The organism is Paenibacillus sp. FSL R5-0749, from assembly GCF_038595085.1.
Taxonomy (GTDB): Bacteria; Bacillota; Bacilli; order Paenibacillales; family Paenibacillaceae; genus Paenibacillus.
The window spans coordinates 3,542,105-3,564,556 of the sequence record NZ_CP152005.1 but is presented as its reverse complement, the minus strand read 5'-3'; the positions used below and the strand labels follow the sequence as shown (position 1 = coordinate 3,564,556).

General features: G+C 44.4%; 14 protein-coding genes. 3 read left to right on the top strand and 11 right to left on the bottom strand.

All coding sequences use genetic code 11. The features are described from left to right. Positions 1 to 10 precede the first annotated feature (10 nt). The gene (locus MKY85_RS15710) at positions 11 to 1,741 is read left to right on the top strand and encodes a histidine kinase (RefSeq protein ID WP_342569997.1); all 1,731 of its coding nucleotides are present in this window, start codon (positions 11 to 13) and stop codon (positions 1,739 to 1,741) included. After that, positions 1,719 to 3,335, top strand: a complete 1,617-nt coding sequence (locus MKY85_RS15705) for a response regulator (RefSeq protein WP_342569996.1) — start codon at positions 1,719 to 1,721, stop codon at positions 3,333 to 3,335. The genes MKY85_RS15710 and MKY85_RS15705 overlap by 23 nt, the downstream gene beginning before the upstream one ends. Positions 3,336 to 3,437: 102 nt before the next feature. On the opposite strand, the gene MKY85_RS15700 is transcribed toward MKY85_RS15705, so the two are convergent. The 4 genes from MKY85_RS15700 to MKY85_RS15685 form a co-directional block, all read right to left on the bottom strand. After that, the gene (locus MKY85_RS15700) at positions 3,438 to 5,123 is read right to left on the bottom strand and encodes an extracellular solute-binding protein (protein WP_342569994.1); all 1,686 of its coding nucleotides are present in this window, start codon (positions 5,121 to 5,123) and stop codon (positions 3,438 to 3,440) included. 46 nt (positions 5,124 to 5,169) lie between these two features. Further along, entirely contained in the window at positions 5,170 to 6,048 is an 879-nt protein-coding gene (locus MKY85_RS15695) for a carbohydrate ABC transporter permease (protein WP_339233796.1), read from the bottom strand. 17 nt (positions 6,049 to 6,065) lie between these two features. Beyond that, positions 6,066 to 6,923 carry an ABC transporter permease subunit gene (locus MKY85_RS15690; protein WP_339261449.1) on the bottom strand — a complete coding sequence of 286 codons (858 nt, stop codon included), beginning with the start codon at positions 6,921 to 6,923 and terminating at the stop codon, positions 6,066 to 6,068. 342 nt (positions 6,924 to 7,265) lie between these two features. After that, on the bottom strand, positions 7,266 to 9,932 hold the full coding sequence (locus MKY85_RS15685; protein ID WP_342569993.1) for an endo-1,4-beta-xylanase: 2,667 nt from the start codon (positions 9,930 to 9,932) through the stop codon (positions 7,266 to 7,268). Positions 9,933 to 10,371: 439 nt separating this feature from the next. Between MKY85_RS15685 and MKY85_RS15680 the strand changes: the two genes are divergently transcribed. Beyond that, positions 10,372 to 11,028, top strand: a complete 657-nt coding sequence (locus tag MKY85_RS15680) for a TetR/AcrR family transcriptional regulator (protein ID WP_342573395.1) — start codon at positions 10,372 to 10,374, stop codon at positions 11,026 to 11,028. A gap of 81 nt (positions 11,029 to 11,109) precedes the next feature. Here MKY85_RS15680 and MKY85_RS15675 read toward each other — a convergent pair whose 3' ends face one another. From MKY85_RS15675 to MKY85_RS15645, 7 genes are all read right to left on the bottom strand, one after another. Further along, positions 11,110 to 13,326, bottom strand: a complete 2,217-nt coding sequence (locus MKY85_RS15675; protein WP_342569991.1) for an MMPL family transporter — start codon at positions 13,324 to 13,326, stop codon at positions 11,110 to 11,112. Positions 13,327 to 13,533: 207 nt separating this feature from the next. Then, positions 13,534 to 14,205 carry a response regulator transcription factor gene (locus MKY85_RS15670; protein WP_342569990.1) on the bottom strand — a complete coding sequence of 224 codons (672 nt, stop codon included), beginning with the start codon at positions 14,203 to 14,205 and terminating at the stop codon, positions 13,534 to 13,536. Continuing rightward, a complete protein-coding gene (locus MKY85_RS15665) occupies positions 14,206 to 15,417 on the bottom strand; it encodes a sensor histidine kinase (protein ID WP_342569988.1) in 1,212 nt (403 codons plus the stop codon). It abuts the gene before it with no gap. A 220-nt stretch (positions 15,418 to 15,637) separates the two neighbouring features. Next, positions 15,638 to 16,396: a glucose 1-dehydrogenase gene (locus tag MKY85_RS15660; protein WP_342573393.1), complete on the bottom strand. Its 759-nt coding sequence runs from the start codon at positions 16,394 to 16,396 to the stop codon at positions 15,638 to 15,640. 288 nt (positions 16,397 to 16,684) lie between these two features. Continuing rightward, a complete protein-coding gene (locus MKY85_RS15655; RefSeq protein ID WP_342569987.1) occupies positions 16,685 to 17,917 on the bottom strand; it encodes a cytochrome P450 in 1,233 nt (410 codons plus the stop codon). Positions 17,918 to 18,036: 119 nt separating this feature from the next. Further along, positions 18,037 to 19,464 (bottom strand): glycoside-pentoside-hexuronide (GPH):cation symporter, encoded by a 1,428-nt coding sequence (locus MKY85_RS15650; protein WP_339255398.1) that lies wholly within the window; start codon positions 19,462 to 19,464, stop codon positions 18,037 to 18,039. A gap of 229 nt (positions 19,465 to 19,693) precedes the next feature. Then, on the bottom strand, positions 19,694 to 22,423 hold the full coding sequence (locus MKY85_RS15645; RefSeq protein ID WP_342569986.1) for a glycoside hydrolase family 78 protein: 2,730 nt from the start codon (positions 22,421 to 22,423) through the stop codon (positions 19,694 to 19,696). Between the last annotated feature and the right edge of the window lie 29 nt (positions 22,424 to 22,452).

The following is a 22,452-nucleotide window of genomic DNA, read 5'->3' as shown; positions in this document are numbered from 1 at the left end:
AGGAAATGACATGTTGAAGGAAAAGTATGCCACAGAGAACGGCTCTATTTTTCGAAAGCTGGCACTCGGTCTAGTACTGATGTTTATGCTGATTGTACTGATCTTCTGGTGGATCTATCGATTAAATGTGGAAGATATTCAACGAGAGTTAGAAAAGAATAAATTGGGCGAAGTGCGATTCATGTCCTCCCAGCTATCAAATCAATTTGAACAGGTATTAATGAATGCGCTAACATTATCAGAGGATCAATCCGTCAGAGGTTATACATATGTTCTTCATTACGGAAATGATTTTGCTAAATACAAGGCCAAGCTGGAGCTCATTGAGAAGCTGGCTTTAAACAGTGCTTCCACCTCATGGAACAATACCATTATTTTGTATTATCCGGATCATAAGGACACGGTATCTTCTGATCCACAGTTCTCGTTTCGATCATTCTCCATGTCTCAAGACCCGCTCGATCAATGGATATTACATATGAACAAGGATGGCACAGGTTATTATTCACATCTCACCAAGGGACATCGAGGGCCGATGTATATCGAGATCAGGATCTCATTAGACGTCTTGCAGAAAATGATGTCTGATTATACATCCGGAACACCAATGCTGTATGATTCCCATTTTCAAACAGCTATTCGCGGTTCAGGCTCCCTTCAACTTACCCAGGCGGATGCTCAGGTTGTTCCACAGCTCAGAAATGACAGTGGTTTCTTTGAAATTGCCTTTCAGGACAGGAATTACTTCATCACGTATATGAAAGCAAGTATTCTGGATCTGTACTTTATCGACTATCATCCAACCAATCAGCTTCAGCAATCCATTTCACGTAACAATACGTTGTTTGTACTGGCACTTGTAGCCCTGCTGCTTCTCTCGCTTTTGTACATCATGGCTCTGCGTAATCAGATTCAACAACCCATTATTCGGTTGCGTAAAGCGATCGACCGGTTTGACCGTGGAGATTTCTCCAGCCGGGTCGACGAAACTCAGATTCTGGAATTCAAAATCCTGGGTCGATCGTTCAATCGAATGGCTGAGAATACGCAGACATTAATTGAACAAGTGCTTCTTGGCGAGCTTTCTGTCAAAGAGGCCAGACTCAAGCAGTATCAGGCTCAGATTAATCCCCATTTCCTATACAACTGTCTCAACTATATTCAGAGCAAATCGAGTGTAAAGGATTATGAATCAGTCACAGCCATGACCTTGGAACTGGCTTCCTACTGCCGTTATATTCATCGTATTGAAGATATGGATTCCACGCTAGGTGAAGAGCTACGTTTTGTGAATCATTACATGTCGATTATTCATATGCGAAAAAAAACGATTACTTTTGATATCGATGTACCCAAAGAGCTTCTCTCGGTACGTATCCCTCGTATGATTTTGCAGCCACTTGTTGAAAATGGGGTCAAACATGGGATTGAACCCTCCATGGGTTCAGGGCAAATTACGATTCGTGCGGAGCAGGACCAAGAGGTCATCCGTATCATCGTTGCAGATAATGGTGTAGGCATGCCCGAAGAGCGACTGTCGCTGATCTGCAAACACATGGATGAACTAACCCGCCCGGAGGAACAGATCGGAACTGGAGTTCGAAATGTCAATCAGCGAATCAGACTCACATATGGCAAACGGTCGGGCTTGTCCGTTCAATCTGGCCTATATGAAGGTACCCTGTGCATGATTACGATACATAAGGAGGATATTGCAGATGCATCAGATTCTGTTGGTTGACGATGAATCCTATGTGATTGACGATCTTGAGATCTCATTTCCATGGGATGAATATCGGATTGAGCGTATTCACAAAGCATATTCCGGAATGCAGGCCTTATCCATTCTGGATGAACAGACCGTAGATATCGTGATTACCGATATTTCAATGCCGGTGATGAACGGACTAGAGCTGATTCGGCAGATCAAGGCGGCTAGACCCAACCTGCCCTGTATTTTGCTTACCGGTTATGCCGAGTTCGAGTATGCGAAAGAAGCGACCAAACATGGGGTTGTTGAGTATTTGCTAAAACCGCTAGATGTCGAAAAACTGGCGGCATGTCTGGAAAAGACGGTACTTTCCATTGAGGAGCACATTCGCAGAGCCTTGTCCTATGAACAGGCGATGAACTCGTTTCGCGAGCATCTGCCTTCGTTGAAGGACAGGCTGCTGAATCAGTTGATTGAAGGTAATCGTTATGCAGAAGATGCTTTGAACGACAAGTTGGCACACTATCATCTGCCCTTCCATGCCGAAGATGAAGTTCAACTCGTTCTGGTACGGCTAGAAGAACATTTCACCAGGCATACGACGAGCAGCCTGCAATTGTTTGAATACGCTGTGACCAACATTGCATGTGAGTTATTTAATACAGCTTTTCATACCTGGCATTGCAGGGATCGTTATGATTATCTGGTTTTCTTGTTGAAGGTAAGTCACTGTAAGCAATTGCCGGCACAGGATCAGATTGAGGATCAGAATCAGGGTCTCACGCATATTTCCCTACAGCTGCATCATAACGTCAATGAATATCTGAAAGGTGGCATTTCCGTTATCCTGAGCCAAAAGGGTAAACTCCAGCATGATATCCGTGACATGTATGAGCAAGCCCTGTCCGCTCTCAAAAAGCAGGTAGGTAACGGTACAGGGTACTTCCTTTCCCTTCAGGAAAGCTATCGTCCCGTATCCATTCGTTCCTTGCATATTTTATATGAACCACCAACCTTCAATCATTTGCTTGAAACAGGACAATGGGAAGTATTCAAAGAACGTCTGCACCGAATTGAGGCAGGTTATGGCATGCTGCCTGAACAAACCGAAGAACATCTGGACGAGATTCAGATTATATTGTTGTCAGCCTTTCATTACATTGCCCACAAAAATCAAGCTCTGTTATCCGATCTGGCCGGAAACGAATGGGTTCCACGTGTGCCTTTTCGGTCCGTATCCCAGCTTACAGATTGGGCCGAGAACATGCTTGATCGACTGCGCATGAAGCTGGAAGAACAGTCTTTAGGTGAGCAACATGACGTCATTCATCAGATCAAGACGTTTGTTTCCGCCAATCTGCACTCCCTTAGCCTTCAATCGATCGCAGATCATGTATGTTTGCATCCGGTTTACGTCTCCAAGCTGTTTAAACAATTTCAAGGCATCAGCTTGAGTGAGTACATTTTAAGTGTCAAAATGGATCTTGCTCTCTACCTGCTTAACCACTCGCAGGATAAGGTATATGAGATTTCCGATAAACTGGGCTACGCCAACTCCCAATACTTCATCAAGGTGTTTCGCGATAAATTCGGTATGACGCCCCAGGATTACCGGGAGCAATAAAGCAGATTATCATGAAGAAAGTTAGCGTAAAACAAAGTAAAAAACCGCACTACATGTATACAGGTAAATAAAACTCCTTATACATGTAGTGCGGTTCGTTTTTTATTTTATCGTGTCATACCATTCGTTTACTTCTTCCGTGATCTGTTTACCGCCAGAAGACATGTACTGTTGCACGAATGCATCAAAATCCTCAACAGGTGCTTGGCCATAAATGATTTTATTCAACACTTCCTTTTCCAACTTGCTCAGCATATCGCCTCGGGAAACTTGTGTTTTCGTGGGAACACCCGTGAACATTTCAGGCATGATGATATCCTTCTGGTCAATGACAATCTTGGCGGCCTTAATCTGTTCAGGGATGCGGTCTGCCAGGTTTTTCTCATACTGAGTGGTTGGTTCTTTCCCACCTGCAAGCTCTGCCAGGGTATTCATCATCAGGTTAGGGATAATCGCGCCGTCAAACGTCAACGTATAACGGATCGCATCAATCCAGCCACCAGGAATTTTATCGCTTTGCAGTTCTTTATAAACGGTTCCGTCTGGAGCGATGTCATAATCATAACCTTTAGCAAATCCGTGCACGAACGTTGTGCTGTCCGGATTAGCCCAGTGATCAAACAAATAGTTCTGATATACAAAGAATGCATCTTTATGTTCCATATCCTTATTAATGAGAACGGCTCCTGTACTTATTGGCGTTCCATGTCGTCCCCTCTTCCCGTCAGGGCCGGCCGGAAGTGGATATGCTTTATACTCGGCATCAGGCACGTTTTTTTGCAGATCCGGGAGCGGCCAGCCTGTCATCCAGTAAGGGCCAACGATTATACCGGACTTGCCTGCAGTAAACGCCTCCGTTGCTTTGGGCTCATCATAAAGCCCCGCTTCCTTATCAATGTATCCTTTTTCCATCCATTCTTTCATTTTCGTCAGTGCGGGCTTCATCTCAGGCTGGATGGAGCCGTAGGCAAGTGAACCGTCTGCGGCTTTGTTCCACTGATTAGGCATCGCTCCAAACATGCCAAAAATCCAGCCGGATTCCGACATCCAGGTGTTCAAGTCATTCTTGAAACCTACAGACAAAGCAATGGTATCCTTCTTGCCGTTGCCATCCGGATCTTGATTGACGAAGGCATCCATGACCGTCTCCAACTCGGCTAAGGTGGTCGGTGCTTTCAGGTTTAACTTCTTGAGCCAATCTTCGCGAATGTACATGACGGGGTCATTATTGTAAGCGTTCTCCAGAATGGGAATAGCCATTCGTTTACCATCACGGACATACGGATTCCATACGTTTGGATCTTCCGCCATCGCTTTTTTGTAAACATCGGAGGCATATTTATCAAATAATTCCCCCGCATCCGTGAATTGACCCGATTCGATCAAATCACTGATTAGCGTGGAGTCACCACGGAAAGAGATAATATCCGGCATTTTCTGTCCCGAGGTTAACATGAGACGAAGTTTGGTCTGGTACGCATTATTTTGTTCACTCACCGTCCATAAGTATTTAATATCGATCCCCAGTGTATCGTGAGCCCACTTCGTATGAACGTTATTTTCAATATTTTCCCCATTTTTGAACTTCAAGCTGCTGGTGATCGGAAATACAGTCGAGATGGTAACCGGCTCAACATATTTACCATTTTCAAACGGAGCGGAATAAAATTCATTACTGTCGCTAGGCTTGTTCTCTGATGTCGATTCATTGCTGCACGCTGCGAGCACACCGGATAACATTGTAGCAGCCATCAATATGCGAAGCGGTTTTTGCCATGTTTTAAACATGTTGTCTCCCCCATATCATTCTAAATTGGTTAGATCTGAATCCGTCTTACTCTTTAACAGCACCAAGAACAATCCCTTTAACAAAAAAGCGTTGCAGTAAGGGGTATACAAACAAAATCGGTGCCATGCCAATGAATATCTGAGCGGCCTTGATCGTCCGTTGTGAGATGTTCTCCAGGTCTTCGGGCCGCACGGAAACTTTACTGAAGTCCTGCTGTACGATGATCGTCTGGAGGAAGGTGGCTAATGGATACTTTTCGTGATCCGTCAGGAAAATCAACCCATCGAACCAGGCATTCCAGTGCCCTACCATGGAGAACAAGGAGAGTGTAGCGATGGCTGGCATCGACACGGGCAAAAAGACAGAGATCAATGTTCGAAAGTAACCCGCACCATCGATGAAGGCAGCCTCCTCCAGCTCTTTGGGAACGTTGCGGAAGAAATTCAATAAAAGAATCATGTTCCAGACAGATACCGCTCCGGGAAGAATAAGCACCCACATCGTGTTGAGTAAATTGAGTTTCTGGATAAGAATGTAGAATGGAATTAATCCTCCGCTGAACAACATCGTAAATACAAAATACCAGGTGTAGATGTTACGTCGCTTGAAGCTGCGATTCTCCCGAGATAAAGGGTAGGCCGCCAACGTCACAATAACCATACTCAGGATTGTACCCAGCACAGTTCGCTGTACAGCAATCCATAGGGAACGAAGGAAGTTCTCATTGGCCAATGTTTTCTCATAAGCATCAAGCGTAAATTCTACCGGAAAGAGTCCAACCAGATTCGCATTGGCCGCTGCTTTACCGCTGAAGGAGACCGCGAGAATGTGAATCAACGGGACTATACAGAGTAGTGATAATAAAATTAAGAACGTATAGTTAAACACAGTGAATACTTTGTAAGGCTTCGTTTTGTGATACATGAGGTGAGGTCTCCTTTCTAGAAAATACGGTAGTTCGCAAATTTATACGCTGCACGGTATGCAATCACGATCAACACGAATCCAACCACCGATTTGAAAAGTCCGACTGCAGCCGAGAATCCAAACTTGCCATCGATGAGACCTACCCGATAAACAAAGGTGTCGATGATATCACCCTTATCGTAAACGAGCGGGTTATACAGATTGAAAATCTGATCGAATCCTCCGTTCAGGATATTCCCGAGGGACAACGTTCCTACCACGATCATGATGGGAATGAGAGCCGGAATCGTAATGGACCAGGTTTGCTGCCAGCGACTTGCTCCGTCCACCTCAGCTGCCTCGTACAGTGCTGGATTAATGCCTGCCAGCGAGGCAAGAAAGATAATGGCACCGAACCCAAATTCCTTCCAGATATCACTTGTAACAACGACGATTCTAAACCAAGTGCCATCCCCAAGGAAAAAGATCGGTTCAATACCAAACACCGCCCCGAGAAACTGATTGATCATGCCTTTTGTTGCAAGCATGTCCAGCAAAATTCCGCCTAGGATGACCCATGACAGAAAGTGCGGCAGATAAACGAACGTTTGTATACTCTTCTTGAAGGTTTCCTTTCGTACTTCGTTAAGGAGCAAGGCAAAGATCAGCGGTGCAATCAGACCTCCAATCAGTTTCAACCCCGCAATAATCAGGGTGTTCCAGATCACCTGCACATTCTCCGGCATACTGAACAGGAATTGGAAATGCTCAAGTCCAATCCAGGAAGACTTGGCAAACCCGAGCCAGGGCTTGTAATCCTGAAAAGCAATGACCAATCCACCCATCGGTATGTACGCAAATATGAACGTCAAGATAACTGCTGGCAATAACATCAGATCCAGTGCCAGCGTTCGCCTGGAGCCTTTATTGCGTTTGGTACGCCGGGGACTCGGACGAATCACATCGGCTTGGGGCGGTGTATTGGCTTTTGCATTACTCATTCGTGTGCTCCCCCTCTTTCTCTATTGGTTTCAGAGACATCAGCCAAGGTTCTGAATGATCTCTGTAGGTTTAAGTATAGAGTGGCTCCCTCCAAGTCAACATGATAAAACCATAGCTTCGATAACAAATTGTTAATATGACTTGTCGTTTGCACGAAAAGAACCCCCATACCTATGGAGTGTTCTCTCCACAAGTATGAGGGTTCTGACTTTACAGTGATACCTAACGAAGATTTAATGTTTGTCTTTTCCTGCAAATGAGAGAATGCCATACTGGGACGTATTTCTCCAGCTTTCATTCGTGGTATCATTCCACTTCGCTACGTTTTGCTTGCCCTCTCCCTGGTTATCATTAATTTGAAGCTCGAAACCGATCACATCTCCTGCTTTGGGCGTCAGGGACTGCAACTTGATTCTGGCTTCGACCAGATAGCCTTTTTTGGTTTTCTTCACCGCACTTGTGAACCGTCCAGGCGAGGCGCTGCCTGCGAAGGTTCCCACGTTGTCTGCGCTGACTCTGAATTGGGCGTCATCATATTGGAAATACGGTGTGCGCTGGTGATTTTCGTCCAGGAAAATCTCAACCGAATCCTGATCCCATGGATTAATACTATCCGTGATAATGTTTGGGTCTGTAACGTCGATCAGCAGATACAGATATTCATCTGACCACAGTGCACGAGCCACGGCCTCAGCGCCGGGCTCTTTATTCAACCGTTTTACTTCAAAAGGAACGGCCTTATTCCACACCACCTCTTTAATCCCGTCAATCTGGACGTGAGCTTGCACAGCTTCTGCAGATTTTGGCATAGGGTCTAGTTGAATCACGCCGTATTTGCTAGTATCTGTATCCTGGGATAGTGTCCGGTCATTCCAATACAATGCTTGATTCGGTTGCTCTTCACCTGCACTGCCATCCGTCACACGGATGTCGAAGCCGATTTCAGAGCCGGAATTCACCTTTATATGACTCCAAGGAATGGACAATTCTACCTGATACCCGCCTTTCGTTTCTCTTACACGAGAAGTACGTACATCCTTACCCTGATATTTGCCTTTACGTGTAATTACAATATGTCGGTCATCTCCTTCGTAGGAGGAGGTCTTGCCATTATTAAAATCAACAAAGATGTCTATGCGGTCATTCTCATCGACTTTCGCATCTTGTACATCGACCAGAAGATAGAGGTTTTTGGGGTCCCATAAGGTACGGAAGCTGGCTGTACCGGATGACTCTCCCTTCAATGATGTAGACACGGCTTTATTCCATAGTGGGTCATGAAGCGTTTTTTTGTTATCGGGTTTACCCGAAAGCGAGATGGCTCTCTGTGTCAAAACAGGCAAGCTGGCCTCATCTACAAGTCCCCAGTAAGCTTTTTTGGCTTTCAGTTCTGAATCAAACAACATCGCCTGGTTGTTGTAAGACCTCTCATCCTGAAGTCCCCACAGGGTTACGGAAGAGATCTGATCTTTGTGTTTTTGATACAGATCCATTAGTTCCTTGTAGCGATAAGCCTGTTGTACAGCAACTTCAACGGGCATATCTTCACCAAACGGGATTCCGCTATCTACATCCAGTTCCGTGATCTGAATATCCAGTCCAAGTCCAGCGAAGAGGTTGATGGTTTTCTCAATTTCTTCTACGGGCGGGGAAGCCAGATTATAGTGGGACTGCAAGCCCACGCCATCGATCAGTCCCTTTTCTTTAAGTCGTTTGACCAACTGATACATATGATCTCTTTTCTCAGGGACTTCTGTGAAGTATTCGTTATAATATAGTTTGGCGTCCGGATCGGCTGCACGAGCGAATTCATAGGTTTTTTCAATATAATCCGGTCCGATGAGTTCGTAAAAAGGGCTCTTACGTAAACCACTGGCATCACCATTACTATCGGCAATCGCCTCATTTACCACATCCCAGGCATCAATTTTCCCTTTATATCGGGTCATGACGGTTTCAACGTAATCCTTAATCCGGGCAAGTAATAACTCCCGGCTTGCAGGTTTGCCCTGAGCATCTTTCAGCATCCATTCTGCAGCATCAATATGCCACAGCAGCGCATGTCCGCGTACACCCATATGATGTTCCTCGGCGAACTTCACATATTGATCGGCAGCCTCGAATTCATATACTCCTTCGGAGGGCGACATGTATCTCGGTTTCATTTCATAGGTTGCAGTCAGGCTGTTAAAGTGTTTCGACAGCAGTTGTCCATATGCGCCATCCAGCTGCCAGCGATATGCCGCTGCACCAATGGGAAAATCATCTTTATACAAATCTTTCAGAGATAAAATATCTTCTTCAATCTTCGGTTGCTCGGATGGAACAAAGGATACATCATCCACATAGAACGATAACGTATCTACGCTATCCTCAGAGATGTAAGGCGTTTCAATGAATAGTTTCAGCTCAGCAGGGTCATCACTGTACTGGAATGTTCCAGTGACCTTATGCCAAGTATTCCATTGCGCTTTAGCGATCTCCACGCTGCCGATCGAATTCCAGCTTTCGGCATTCGTTTTTTTATACGCGGTGAGCTGCAACGTTTGATCGGTAGCTGGCTCTTGTGTCAGCTTGACATATGCTGTAATTACATATAATTGATTACGCTGAAGCAGCTCTTTCATCGAGAACATGGGTCCATGATAGGATCGTTCACGATTGGTAACCAACATGCTTGATTTCCCTTCATATGCTTCCTTTTCTGTTACTGTGAGGTTTTCTGTACCAATCCGTGCAGTCCATCCCTGAAGTGTACCATCTTCAAAATTGGTGCTGAACTGTCCTGCTTCTGTACCTGTGACTTCATTGGCTGCGTGTGAAACATTTGAAAATGGAAGGGTAGTTAAAACGAGCAGTAAAACTAAAAAACCAATATTCCATTGACGTAATTGTTTCATGTGATCCTCCTTTTCATTGATTATCCAATTTATAGATGATTTAACAAACATCCAGATAAATGGATTATATTTCTTTTGTCATCGCTTACATATAACAAAAATCGAATAATGATAACAAAATGTTATCATCTGCTATGTAGTGCGTCATAAACTATGCTGCATCAGAATGTCTTCCGATCGTTATTACTTAGAAATCGCATCGGTGATATTTCCTCCACCTTCAAGAACTACGGGTAATTCAACATGATCTTTGTTCTTGTTCTCGTATGTTGCAATAACCATTTTAGTTTGTTCATTTATAATGAATTCTCCCTCTATAGCTAATCTTGGCTAGTGATCTGATTAGGGTTATTTGAGTATATAACCGTTGCATACCTTACTTCGTTGACAAATAGAATTGCAATTGTTAGCATAACCTGAGTTACAGAGACAGGAGGTTATCCCTATTCAACCCCGAGAACGCCAAGAGAATGAGCGTAGCGAGCTGCGAGAAAAACGTCGTTTAAGCATCATTGAAGCTGCCATTTCTATTTTCACACAGCAAGGATTCGAAAAGGCCACCATGCAGGAAATTGCCAAGGCTGCGAGCCTTGGCGTAGCTACTGTATTCCGCTATTTTCCCAAGAAAGAGCATTTGATTGTTGCTGTTGCTTCACATATTGTTCAATCCGAAGTGATTATCTTTGAAAAGATTGTGCATGGAGAAGGAACCTGTTACGAGAAATTAAACGAAATATTCGATGCCCTGATCTTCTTTCAGCAAACAGAGCATCAACAAAACTCCAAGTTGATTGAAGCCTTTGAATGTTACGTGGCGCTTTCCAAAGAGCCTGTAGAGCATATGGAATTATATCAAACGGAATATAACAAAATCATTGGATTATTTACCGAATTGGCAGCGTTGGGAGAACAGGATCGTTCTGTCCGCACCAGTTCAAATTCCGTCAACAACCTACTTACGATGATGAATGTATTCGGAACATTTTCCAAGAAAATGTCCATGCTGGAAGGTATCGATGCATTCAACACTCGTGTAGACCCATCCGAGCAATTCAACTTACTGAAATCTCTTTTTCTAGAGTCTTTGAAACCTTGATTTCAATTCGTATGAACGTTGCAGACAGATTCATGAAATCCGACGGAGAAGGCGCTGCAGTTTGTGCAGCCCCCTCATCCTCTACCTTTTTACAGGTGAGTTCTTCCCAATAATAGGTTGATCAAAACCACTGGTATCTTTATGGTTTTCTCGCATAACCGATTCGCCTTCTACATCGATGTTAGGCAACAAGCGATCAAGCCATGCGGGGATATACCACGCGCTTTTTCCAAGAAGGGTCATTATAGCTGGCACAAGTGTCATACGCACGATGAAAGCATCGACAAGTATGCCGAATGCCAGAGCTAATCCCATGGATTTGATAATGGTATCTTCGGCAAAAATAAAGCTGGCGAACACCGCGATCATAATCAAACCTGCAGCAGTAACGACAGGTCCACTATGCTTTATCCCGCTTTTTACCGATTGTCGTGCATCTCCGGTCTTAGTGAAGTCTTCACGCATTCGGCTGACGAGGAACACCTCGTAGTCCATGGCAAGACCAAACAGAATTCCAGTGACTAGAATGGGAAGGAAACTAAGCACCGGTCCAGGCTCAGGGATACCGAACATACTGGCCAGATAACCATCCTGAATGACCCAAACAATAAAGCCGAGTGTTGAACCTAGTGTAAACAGAAAACCAAGTACAGCCTTAATCGGTACAAGCAAAGATCGGAACACGAGCATGAGTAGTACAAAGGCCAGACCCACAATCAATAAAGCGAACTTAGGTAATGCCTGTTGCAATTTCTCCGAAATATCAATGTTAACCGCAGTCCCTCCTGTAACCATAATCTCGACCTGTTTATTGTTTTGTTGATCGGCTTTTTCACGTATAGTCTCCACCAGTTCAGTCGTTCGAATATCGTGCGGGCCTGTCTCAGGTAATACTGTAATGATGGCTGCATTTCCCGATGGACTCGGTATTGCGGGTGTTGCACTAGAGACATTCGGCAGATCGTTGATGTAAGCCGTCGCTTGAGCGATTGCTGCTTGAGGATCGTCACTATGATTAGCTTTGGCGACAATCACGAGTGGGCCATTGAACCCTTCACCGAATCCCTCAGCCATGAGATCATATCCACGACGCTCAGTCGTTTCAGTCGATTTCAGGCCATTATCGGGCAAGCCAAGTTGCATATGCAGAAAAGGCAAGGTACACATCGTTAAGATTGCAATACATAGAATGGTAGTAAGCCAAGGCTTTCTTGTGACAACTCGACTCCATGCGTTTTCGCTTGTTTTCTCTTTTTTGCTCCCGGACCATTTTCTCAGCCAACGATTTTCGCGGGACGGACTGATGCGGTCTCCTGCTCCAGCCAATATGGCAGGTACGAGAATGATCGCAATGAGGACAGCTACAAATACGCTAATAGCAGCCGCAAGTCCCATCATCGTAATGAAGGGAATTTGTACGACGGATAACCCCACTAGCGCGATAATTACAGTCAGTCCTGCAAATACAACCGAGCCTCCTGCTGTTGCGTTAGCCTGAGCGATCGCTGTTTCTCTGTCATATCCTTCTGCCAACTGCTGACGGTACCGTGACATGATAAATAGTGCATAATCAATACCGACTGCTAAAGCAAGCATGACTGCTAACGTAATGGAGAATGATGACATCGATACGAAATTAGAACCAATAATGACAGTCATTAGACCAATTCCGAGTCCTATGACCGCTGTAAGTATGGGTAGTCCTGCTGCTAGAAACGAAGTAAACGTAAATGCTAGAATCATGAAGGCAATCAGGATACCAATGACTTCGGATATGCCCCCAACTTCTATTTCAGAAAAGGCAACACTGCCTCCTATCTCTGTTTGAATCCCTTCCTTACCGAGCCACTCTGCAATGTTCAACACATGCTCTTTCGAGTGCTCATCCACTTCACTGGCAGGTTTAGAATACGTAATGTCCGCATAACCAATCTTTTTATCCGCACTTAGAGTCATTGACTCAAATGGGCTAGCTACAGATTTGACTGATAAATCCGTCTTTACATCTTTCAGGGCTTGCCGAATGTAATTTTTATTTGCCTCGGAAGTCAATGAATCATTTTTCGCTTTGAAAATGAGCCTGATCTGACCACCGTCATCTGATGATGGAAACTCTGAGTTTAGTACTTTCGCGGCCTGATCCGACTTCGTCCCTGGTATAGTCATTTCACCCGTAAACGAAGTACCCATACCAAGTCCTAAAGATGCAAGCACAATAAGAAGTGTTAGTCCCATCGTAATGACCATTTTCCGTTTTCTCGTTGACCAAACCCCGAGACGATACAACCATTTTGCCATAACTTATTTCTTCCCCTTTCACTTCCACAAAAATCCAAGAGCTATCTAAGGAAATGCTCTGTATCCTCATGTTAACGAAATAAAACCAAAAAAAAATCGTACGAAAGGGCAAGCCTTTCATGTACGATGGGGCATAGAAGGGATATGTCATAACGGGCATACTATTTTTTATCTTTGATTACGAAAGGGTGCCTTACAGTTATAGGTTTACAAGTGTAAGATCCCCTTCTCGACAGCTACTGCAACAGCTTCTGATCGCGAATTCACTCCAAGTTTGTTGTAAATGTTGGTGAGATATGCTTTTACTGTTCTCTCGGCAATACCCATATCAAAAGCAATATCTCTGCTGCGTAAACCACGAGCCACGGCTTGTAAAACGAGTAACTCTCTCTCACTAATCAGAGTTGACTCCTTGTCAATTAATAGTTGTGGCTGTGTTTGGGGTTCTTGAGCAGACTTCGTATGAAACGCAAAGACTCTTGACGTTATTTCAGGTTGAAGTAGTGTTTCTCCACGAATGGCAGAATCCAACGTTCGAAATAATTGTTCTCGGCTCGTATCCTTGAGCAAGTACCCTTTGGCTCCAAGAGAAAGTCCTTCGATCATCAAGTCATCTTCGTTGTAAGTCGTTAGAATAATCACAGGTATACGAATGTGTTGCTCGTTCATACGTTTCAAGGTATCCAAGCCACTTAGTCCCCCCGGCATATTTAAGTCCAGGAGAATGACATCAAGTTTTTTGTCTAACATAATTCGGATAGCTTCTTCTCCTTCCTCAGCCTCTCCGACAATCAGATAGTTTTCACTGGTCTCCAATATTAGTTTAAGTCCTTCACGTACCACCCAATGATCATCTACGATGAGTATGTTATATTTCATTCAGACTTCTCCTTTTTCAAGTGGAACACGAAACAAAATAGTCGTTCCTTGTTTTCCGCTTTCAATCTCAATGTTGCCACCGATCAACCTGGCCCGTTCATTCATCCCGATCAAGCCATAGTGCCCGGATTGTTTTCCGATTCGGTCTACGCTAAAGCCCCTTCCGTTATCTCGTATAATAAGATGGAAATCTTCTTTCTCCATAGCCATGTGAATGATTACGCTCGTTGCCTGAGCATGTCTGGCTATGTTCATTAGCGATTCACTTAAAATGTGCAATACGTGCTCCATGCCTACTTTGGATATGAAACTCGGAGCATTCCCTTCCAAAACGACTTCAATTCCGGTCGCCTGTTGGAAACGTAGCGTCTGTTCCTGTATTGCTTCTCCAAAGGTAATAGCCGGTGTGGCCTTGGTTCGAAGGTCATCAATGGCTTTGCGTGCATCAGCCAATGTTTGGCGTGCTTGGCCCATTGAACTGCGGATAATCTCGTGGGCGCGCGGAAAACTCCCTCGATTCATGTGCTCGTCGACGGCCTCCAGCTGCATTATAATACCGGCGAGTCCTTGAGCCAATGTATCATGCAGATCTCTTGCCATACGTTGTCGCTCGCTTGTTAGCGTCAATTCCTCTACTTTTTGATGAGCCTTCTCCAGCTCATGCAGAAATGTTAATGTTCTAACACGAGCATTAACCTGACGATAGAAAAGCACCGCGTAGGATACCACAACAACGATCATCATTAACAGTAATAGAATTAACAAGGCAACATCTGTACCCGAACGTGTAAACAGGGTTACCGTGCAGAATAACAAATATAATACGAACGCAACTAACACAATTTTTGCCGTCTCATAGTATATGGCAAGGGTCTGTCCAATCAATACGGGAATTAAACCAATCAATACAGCAGGCATACCGTCTGGCATTAACATGGCACTTCCGTAAATCAACCCTGATTGAAGAAGTATGTAGAGTAATTTGGATCGTTGTATAAGTTTGTTTACTTCCCAGTACACCATGGTATGAATTAACATTGCAGCTACAAAGATAATACTGGGTACTAATATAGGGGCTGACATCGTTTGCAGGATCATAGTAGCCATGGCAACAAGCCAAAGCCAGATGATTATGGGAATACGTGAAGACGCAATCGGGTCCGTTTCTTCATTTATTCCGGCCGGATTCGTCTTCTTCCGTACTATTTTCATGGGATCACCTCTTGTATAAGTCATTATAGTCCAAATCACCACCTAAAAGATGTACGATCGTGCATGCCCTTTCGTACATCCCTTTTTATAATGAAAATCGTCCACAAGTTAGACTTATGGACGATAACTTTGAAGAATTATGCGAAACTTGCCAAAAGGGTCCTCCCTCCGGAAAGTTCCTATATTTATAGCAATTCAGAAGGTGAACTTGAACCAATGATTAGAGTGTGATGCCACCATCTGCGAGGATGATTGATCCTGTCATGTAACTGGAATAATCAGATGCAAGAAACGCAACGATCTGGGCGAGTTCTTCAGGCTCTGCATAACGCCCGATCCGCATATTCGGAAACTCTTCAGGTACGTAGCCGCTTTCCTGCAGCGATTGCGGAACCGCAGCCGTCAATGTTGTAGCCACACCTCCTGGACAGATGGCATTAATACGAATGCCTTTGCGCACATATTCAATAGCCGCCGCTTTAGTCAAACCCGCAACCGCATGTTTACTTGCGGTGTATGCACCCAGACTGTGTTCAGCACGAATAGCCGTAGTGGATGCCGTATTAATGATATGCCCGTATCCCTGTTTATCCATAACCTGCAAGGCATATTTCATGCCTAAAAAGATCCCTTTCACATTCACATCCATGATCCGTGTAAATTCTTCCTCGGAGATATCCTGGAAACGTTGGAATTTCTGGAGTATGCCCGCGTTGTTGAATGCCACGTCAATTTTTCCGTAGGCATCTACTGCTTTTTGAATATAGTTTTGAACATCGCTTTCTTTGGATACGTCAGCCTGTACAAAAGTAGCTTCGCCGCCATTTTCGCGAACCAGTGCTAACGTTTCTTCCCCTGTCTGCTCATTGAAATCAACCAAAACAAGCTTCGCTCCGCGTGATCCCATAAGCACCGCGCTGGCTCTTCCAATTCCACTGCCAGCTCCCGTAACAACGATCACTCTACCTTCCAGAGAAATACCTTCTTTATTTCCTGTCGGTGCACCAATTTCTTGCTTCTGGACTGTTGCTCCAAACTCAATGGCTGCAAGTTCCTGCTTCAAACTCTGAAGAGTAGGCAAAGGAATATCTACCTGAGGCAATGCAGCTAGTTGATCCAACGTAAAGTTAGTGGCCATCTTGAACGTTGGTTCCTTCACGAATTCTGGCAAATGCTTCTCCAGTACAGCAAACGATTCTGCGTTGTTCAATAATTCACCAATTTTGATATTCTCGTTATAACTCATTAGGTTCATCTCTCCAATATATTAGTATACGACCGGAAAAGCTTTGAGTCCCCGGATGATCATTCCTGGCCTCCACTCCAGCAGCTTCGCATCCGTATTTAACCGGATCTCCGGCAGCCGATGAAGTAAAGCGTTGATCGCAATCTCGCCTTCAAGTCTCGCAAGTGGAGCGCCTAGACAATAATGAATTCCTTTACCAAAAGCAATGTGGTCATTAACTTTGCGAGTAATGTCAAACGTATCGGGGTTTTCATATTGACTGGAATCCCTATTCGCTGAGGATAAAGCGACCAGCATCATGTCTCCTTGGCGAATTTGTATTCCTTGAAAATCAACGTTTTCCGTAGCCCAGCGAACATTGCTAATTTCTGCGGGCCCGTTAAATCGCAGCACTTCCTCAACCGCTGCTTGAATCAGATCCGGTTGATCCATAAGTAGTTGCTTTTGCTGCGGATGTTCCAGCAACGCCAGCATGCCGTTCCCTATCAGATTCACTGTGGTTTCATGCCCTGCTATGATAAGTACGAACACAAGTGCATATAATTCCTGCTCTGTTAGTTTGTCACCTTCTTCCTCTATACCAATGAGATCGCTGATGAGGTCTTGTTGAATATGATTGCGCCGCTGCGTGATCAGTTCTTGTAAGTAATCTACAAAAGCCTTCATCACTTCATCGCTCTCCTGGTTCATCTGCGGATTGCTGACACTCTCCATAATGGTGTTGGACCAGGCTCTGAATTTGTCTTGATCCTTCAGCGGAACACCTAACATTTCACAAATAACGATAATGGGCAGCGGGAAAGCATAGTCCTCGATCAAATCAAACTCCCGAGTGTTTCCGGCCTGAATCTTGTCTAGCAATTCATCGCTTATTTCCACAATTCGTCCCCGCAGCCTCTCAATCATGCGGGGAGTAAATGCCTTCTGAATCAAGCGCCGCAGTCGACGATGATCTTCTGGACCAACACTGATCAGATTCCGTGAGATAATCGCCTGATGCGGAGGAAGGGACTCCTCCGTTTCATCGTTCCTGTTATCGAGAACCCCGGTTACAAAGCGACTATCCTGCAAAATGTTGACGGCATCCTCATATCGGGTAACCATCCACGCAGCATGCCCACTTGGCAGTAATAGTCGATGGACAGGCTCTTCGGCACGCAGCTTTTCGTAGACTGGGAAAGGCTGCTGAATGAAAGAATGATCCATGAAATCTACTTTGGACTTGGAACGACCTTGATTTTCATTGGTAAACATCACATCACTCCTTAAAATGATAGTATTAATATCACTACAATATAAAGACTATCATATTTAACGATTCACTTTCAAATAGGTTCATTTAATCCCAGTAATACGCGATAACTTGCATCTTCCTAAGGATTTAAGCGTTCTTCCAGTTCTTTTACAATTTGAGGATACTTCTCATCCAAATCGTACTTGCGCAAGCAGAGATACGTAAGTACGAAGATCACCAAAGGAAGATATACCGTCAGAACCAGGATGCTGGTAATCGCTGAATCCGCCTGTGTTATTAACGCTCCATCGTAATTGCCCAAGGCAAGAATCCAGCCGATCATCGCGGCAGCCAGGCCCATACCAATTTTAACGCCAAAGCTGTTTGCGCTATTGACCATCCCAACTAATCGTTTACCTGTCTTCCATTCACCGTATTCCACGGTGTTGTTCACCAACACCCCGCCTACAGCCATCATTGGAATGGTTGCCAGTGTCGCGATACCGCCAAGTACTATAGCTGCAATAAAGTTATATGGCATGAAGCAACGAATAAGTGATGAAACGATCCCAAGAATCATGCCTATCCGTGCAGTTCTGGTAAGTCCGAATTTCTTGATCATGGGTCCCACCATAACAAATCCCAAAAAAACCGGGACTAATCCAACTGCCCCCATGATTCCGATCAGGTTCTCATTCCCGAGAATATACTTGGTGTAATAGATTCCTGTTGAACCATTAAGTGTATATAGCATGTTGATTAATAACTGAGCAAACAGCATGATGACCCAGTATTTGTTCTGGAATAAGAGCTTGATGCTTTCCCAGAAGGGAATGTTATCGCTTTCAACAATACTTATGCCAGCATTATTTTCTTTGGATGCTAAGAAGGTCAGGATCAAGGAAATGAAAGATACAATACCCAGAACAACCGCAACGATAATCCATGCTTTTTGATCCCCACCGAGCATATTGGTTAATGGAATTAATGCGATAGCGATAATCATTCCGATAATATATCCAAAGATGGTTCGGGTAAGGCCCATTTTACCGCGTTCTTCTACACTTCTGGTACGGATCGCCATCAAGCTTCCGAAAGGGATCGCAATTCCCGTATACACAATGGCTGAAGCAAACGCTACTGTAGCTAAAGCATAGAAGGTTTTTACCGTTGATGATGCCTCGGCGGGCACTGTGAACAGTAATATGATAGATGCCAGGGTTGGTAGAGCCATCCATAGAATCCAAGGTCTGGCCTTTCCGTATTTGGATTTTGTCGCATCAACGATTCTACCCATCAGCAAGTCTGCTATTGCATTGATAAATTTGGTGATGAGCATAATCGTACCCACTGTGGCAGCTGCAATCCCTACCTTATCTGTATAAAAATAAGTTAACATCCCAATCAGTCCGTTGATGGAGTTTAAGGCAACTTGCGCTGCTCCGTCGCCTAAGTAATGGTAAGGGCGCATTGTTTTCTGGATTCCTTGGGCATCAAGGCCCAATGCCCTGGACTTCTTACTTCCCTTTACAACTGGTGGATTAAGGATTTCCCGCTCTGCTTTCATTGCTGTTCCCCCTTATTTCATTCGCTTCATGGTACCGCTTTCAAACATTATTTTAGTCCTCCGCAAAACATAAATATGGTAACTTCATTTTTTTTTTAGTAATTTTATGTTGGGACTTCGCTTTTTTTATGCGCTATAATTTCGGTATTCAAAAACGAATTTCCGTAATACAAAATGGCGCTGCTCGTTTCCAGCAGCGCCTTCTATATTCTATCCTTTCCCTTCACACCTAGGAGGCATTGAGCATTTGAATGACTCTTCTAAATAACTGTTCAGTCTCCGGCGGAGTATTGGCCAGCATTTCGCTTACAGATAAATCATAAGCATATTGGATCATTGGGTGATCCAGCATACCGGGAGCGTGCTCGTTTAACATTCGAACTGCTGTGGGTTCTTCCACAATCTCTTTAAGTGTCGAATCCAACGTAAACCGTTCTCTTTCGAGACTGGTTTGCGTCGCATATTCGAAGCTGTAAGATCCGGAACCAACCTCCACAGGCACAGGTTTCTCAGGCAGTACAATAATGGCTGTTGTATTTGCTGGTATCGTTACATTTACAATAATGTTACCCGCCCTGCAGGACCAAGCGCTTTTTATCTCTCCGTAGACCGAATCAAAAGCAGCATCTACCGAACTGATTCCTCGGATGAATTGAGGTTTTATCAGAATCTTCTTATAACCTGCTTCAATTGGATTAATTCCCGCGAGTTTTCTATACATCCATTCACCAATGGATCCATAGGCGTAATGATTCAAGGAATTCATACCTGATGTGTCGAAATCACCATTAGGCAAAATGGAATTCCAGCGTTCCCATATCGTGGTTGCCCCTTTTTTTACGGCGTACAACCAGGAAGGGAAATCCTCTTTTAAAAACAAGGTACCAGCAAGGTCATGTAGGTTATTATCGGATAAGGCATGGCACAGATATGGAGTACCAACAAATCCTGTCGTGAGATGGTTCTTATGTTTTGCAATATTGTTTTCAAGTGTCTTGCGGATCCGATCCTTGTATCTTTCCTCGGCAAGGTTGAAATGTAGAGCTAACACGCAGGCCGTTTGTGTTTCGCTGACCAGTCTGCCAGTTGAAGAGATATATTCTGCATTAAAAGCCTGTTTGATCTGGCTATGCAATTTTTCGTAACGGACGGCATCTTCGGTTTTGTCCAGAAGCTTGGCTGTCTTTGCAACGAGTTCGGTCGAATACGCATAATAAGCGTTTGCTACCAGATAAACATCTGTAGCCCCTGTTCTTTCGTTACTAATCTCCTCTTTGTCCAACCCTAACCAGTCCCCATATTGATAACCAGTCTGCCATAATCCATTAGCTCCACAACGTGCAGTAATATAATCGATCCACCCCTTCATGCTGTCGTATTGTTCTCGCAGCAATCGAAGATCTCCATAGGTTTGGTACATGACCCAAGGGACAATAACAGCGGCATCGCTCCAGGCAGCGGCCCCTTCCTGATTTCCAAGAATGTTAGGAATGACATGGGGAACCCCATATTCCTCCGTCTGTTCAGAGGCAAGGTCGCGCAGCCATTTCTTGAAGAAGGAAGCAACATTCATATTGAAGGCAGCGGTCCCTGCAAATACTTGTGCATCTCCTGTCCACCCTAGACGCTCGTCTCTTTGAGGGCAATCCGTCGGTATATCCAAAAAGTTACCTCTTTGGCTCCACTGAATGTTGCTTTGCAGCTGGTTCACCATCGCATTGGAGGTCACGAAACGGCCTGTTTCCTCCAGACTTGAATGCAGCACGCAAGCTGTGAATTGATCGAGCTGGATCTCATCTACCCCTTCAATGGCGATATACCGAAATCCATGGAAAGTGAAATGAGGGCGGAAAATTTGATCTTTACCGTTACAGATCAATCGATCAATCGATACTGCCTGCCTTAACGTATCCGGATAGAAATTTCCCTCCTTATCAAGAACCTCCGCATGCCGTATGGTTATCGTTTGACCTTTCCGCCCTTTGGTTCGAAGCTCTACAAACCCAGTAAGGATTTGCCCGAAATCAATGACACATTCTCCTTTAGGGGTTGTAATCAACTGAAGTGCAGGGAGCCTTTTTGTGATTTTGACAGGTTCACTTTCCTGAGCAACAAGGCGATTTTTATCGAAAGAGGCCGTTTCCACATGGAAGGACTGACTTTCATGAAAACAAGAATCATAAGTCTCACCCATGTAAATTTCACTTGAACGGATGGGTCCGGTAGTCACCTGCCAGGTTTTGTTGGTTGCAATGATCTCTTTTGTTCCATCCGTATAGACAATGTGGATTTCCGCGAGTGCAGCAACTCTATCTCCGTAATGGTTGGGAGTACAAGTAAAACCAAATATGCCTTTATACCAGCCATTCCCCACTGTAATCTCTATTTTATTCTGGCTCTCCAGCATCCCGTCCAAACGGTAAGTCTGATACTGCAATCGCTCGTTGTAATTCGTCCATCCAGGTGCAAAGTAGTCTTCTCCTACTCTTGTCCCATTGATCGCAATTTCATAAACACCGAGGGAAGTGGTATAAATTCGGGCTTGCTGAATTTCCTTTTCGATAGAGAATTCTTTGTAGAAAACGGGTGGAGCACTTTCTTCGCTCGGGAATGGATGTGTAATCCACTCTGCCTGAAAGTTGCTGCCGTTCAGCAACCCGGTCTCAAAATGTCCTTCCATGACTGCGTGATTACCTTGGTTATCCCAAACTTCGACTTGAACCTGATACAAAGTCGAGGCCTGTAAACGAGGACCAGCATATTCCACTAAAACGGAGTTGTCTTCATCCTTCTTCCCAGAATCCCAGATTTTCTGCAAATCTTGTGAGACACTTATTCGGTAAGCGGATTGCATAACGTCCTGTTCAGCAGAACCTAATTTCCATGAGAATCTTGGGTTTACTGTGTCCAGTCCAATCGGATTAAGCATGTATTCAATCCGGAAATCTTTTAATTCCATGAGATGACCACCCTTCAACATAGATCTCA

Bases quoted from the DNA above. Each gene is read 5' to 3' on its own strand.
- MKY85_RS15675 (WP_342569991.1), bottom strand. From the start codon at position 13,326: ATGGCAAAATGGTTGTATCGTCTCGGGGTTTGGTCAACGAGAAAACGG.
- MKY85_RS15655 (WP_342569987.1), bottom strand. From the start codon at position 17,917: ATGTTTACCAATGAAAATCAAGGTCGTTCCAAGTCCAAAGTAGATTTC.
- MKY85_RS15645 (WP_342569986.1), bottom strand. From the start codon at position 22,423: ATGGAATTAAAAGATTTCCGGATTGAATACATGCTTAATCCGATTGGA.
- MKY85_RS15650 (WP_339255398.1), bottom strand. From the start codon at position 19,464: ATGAAAGCAGAGCGGGAAATCCTTAATCCACCAGTTGTAAAGGGAAGT.
- MKY85_RS15685 (WP_342569993.1), bottom strand. From the start codon at position 9,932: ATGAAACAATTACGTCAATGGAATATTGGTTTTTTAGTTTTACTGCTC.
- MKY85_RS15670 (WP_342569990.1), bottom strand. From the start codon at position 14,205: ATGAAATATAACATACTCATCGTAGATGATCATTGGGTGGTACGTGAA.
- MKY85_RS15695 (WP_339233796.1), bottom strand. From the start codon at position 6,048: ATGTATCACAAAACGAAGCCTTACAAAGTATTCACTGTGTTTAACTAT.
- MKY85_RS15665 (WP_342569988.1), bottom strand. From the start codon at position 15,417: ATGAAAATAGTACGGAAGAAGACGAATCCGGCCGGAATAAATGAAGAA.
- MKY85_RS15705 (WP_342569996.1), top strand. From the start codon at position 1,719: ATGCATCAGATTCTGTTGGTTGACGATGAATCCTATGTGATTGACGAT.
- MKY85_RS15710 (WP_342569997.1), top strand. From the start codon at position 11: ATGTTGAAGGAAAAGTATGCCACAGAGAACGGCTCTATTTTTCGAAAG.
- MKY85_RS15700 (WP_342569994.1), bottom strand. From the start codon at position 5,123: ATGTTTAAAACATGGCAAAAACCGCTTCGCATATTGATGGCTGCTACA.
- MKY85_RS15690 (WP_339261449.1), bottom strand. From the start codon at position 6,923: ATGTTATTGCCAGCAGTTATCTTGACGTTCATATTTGCGTACATACCG.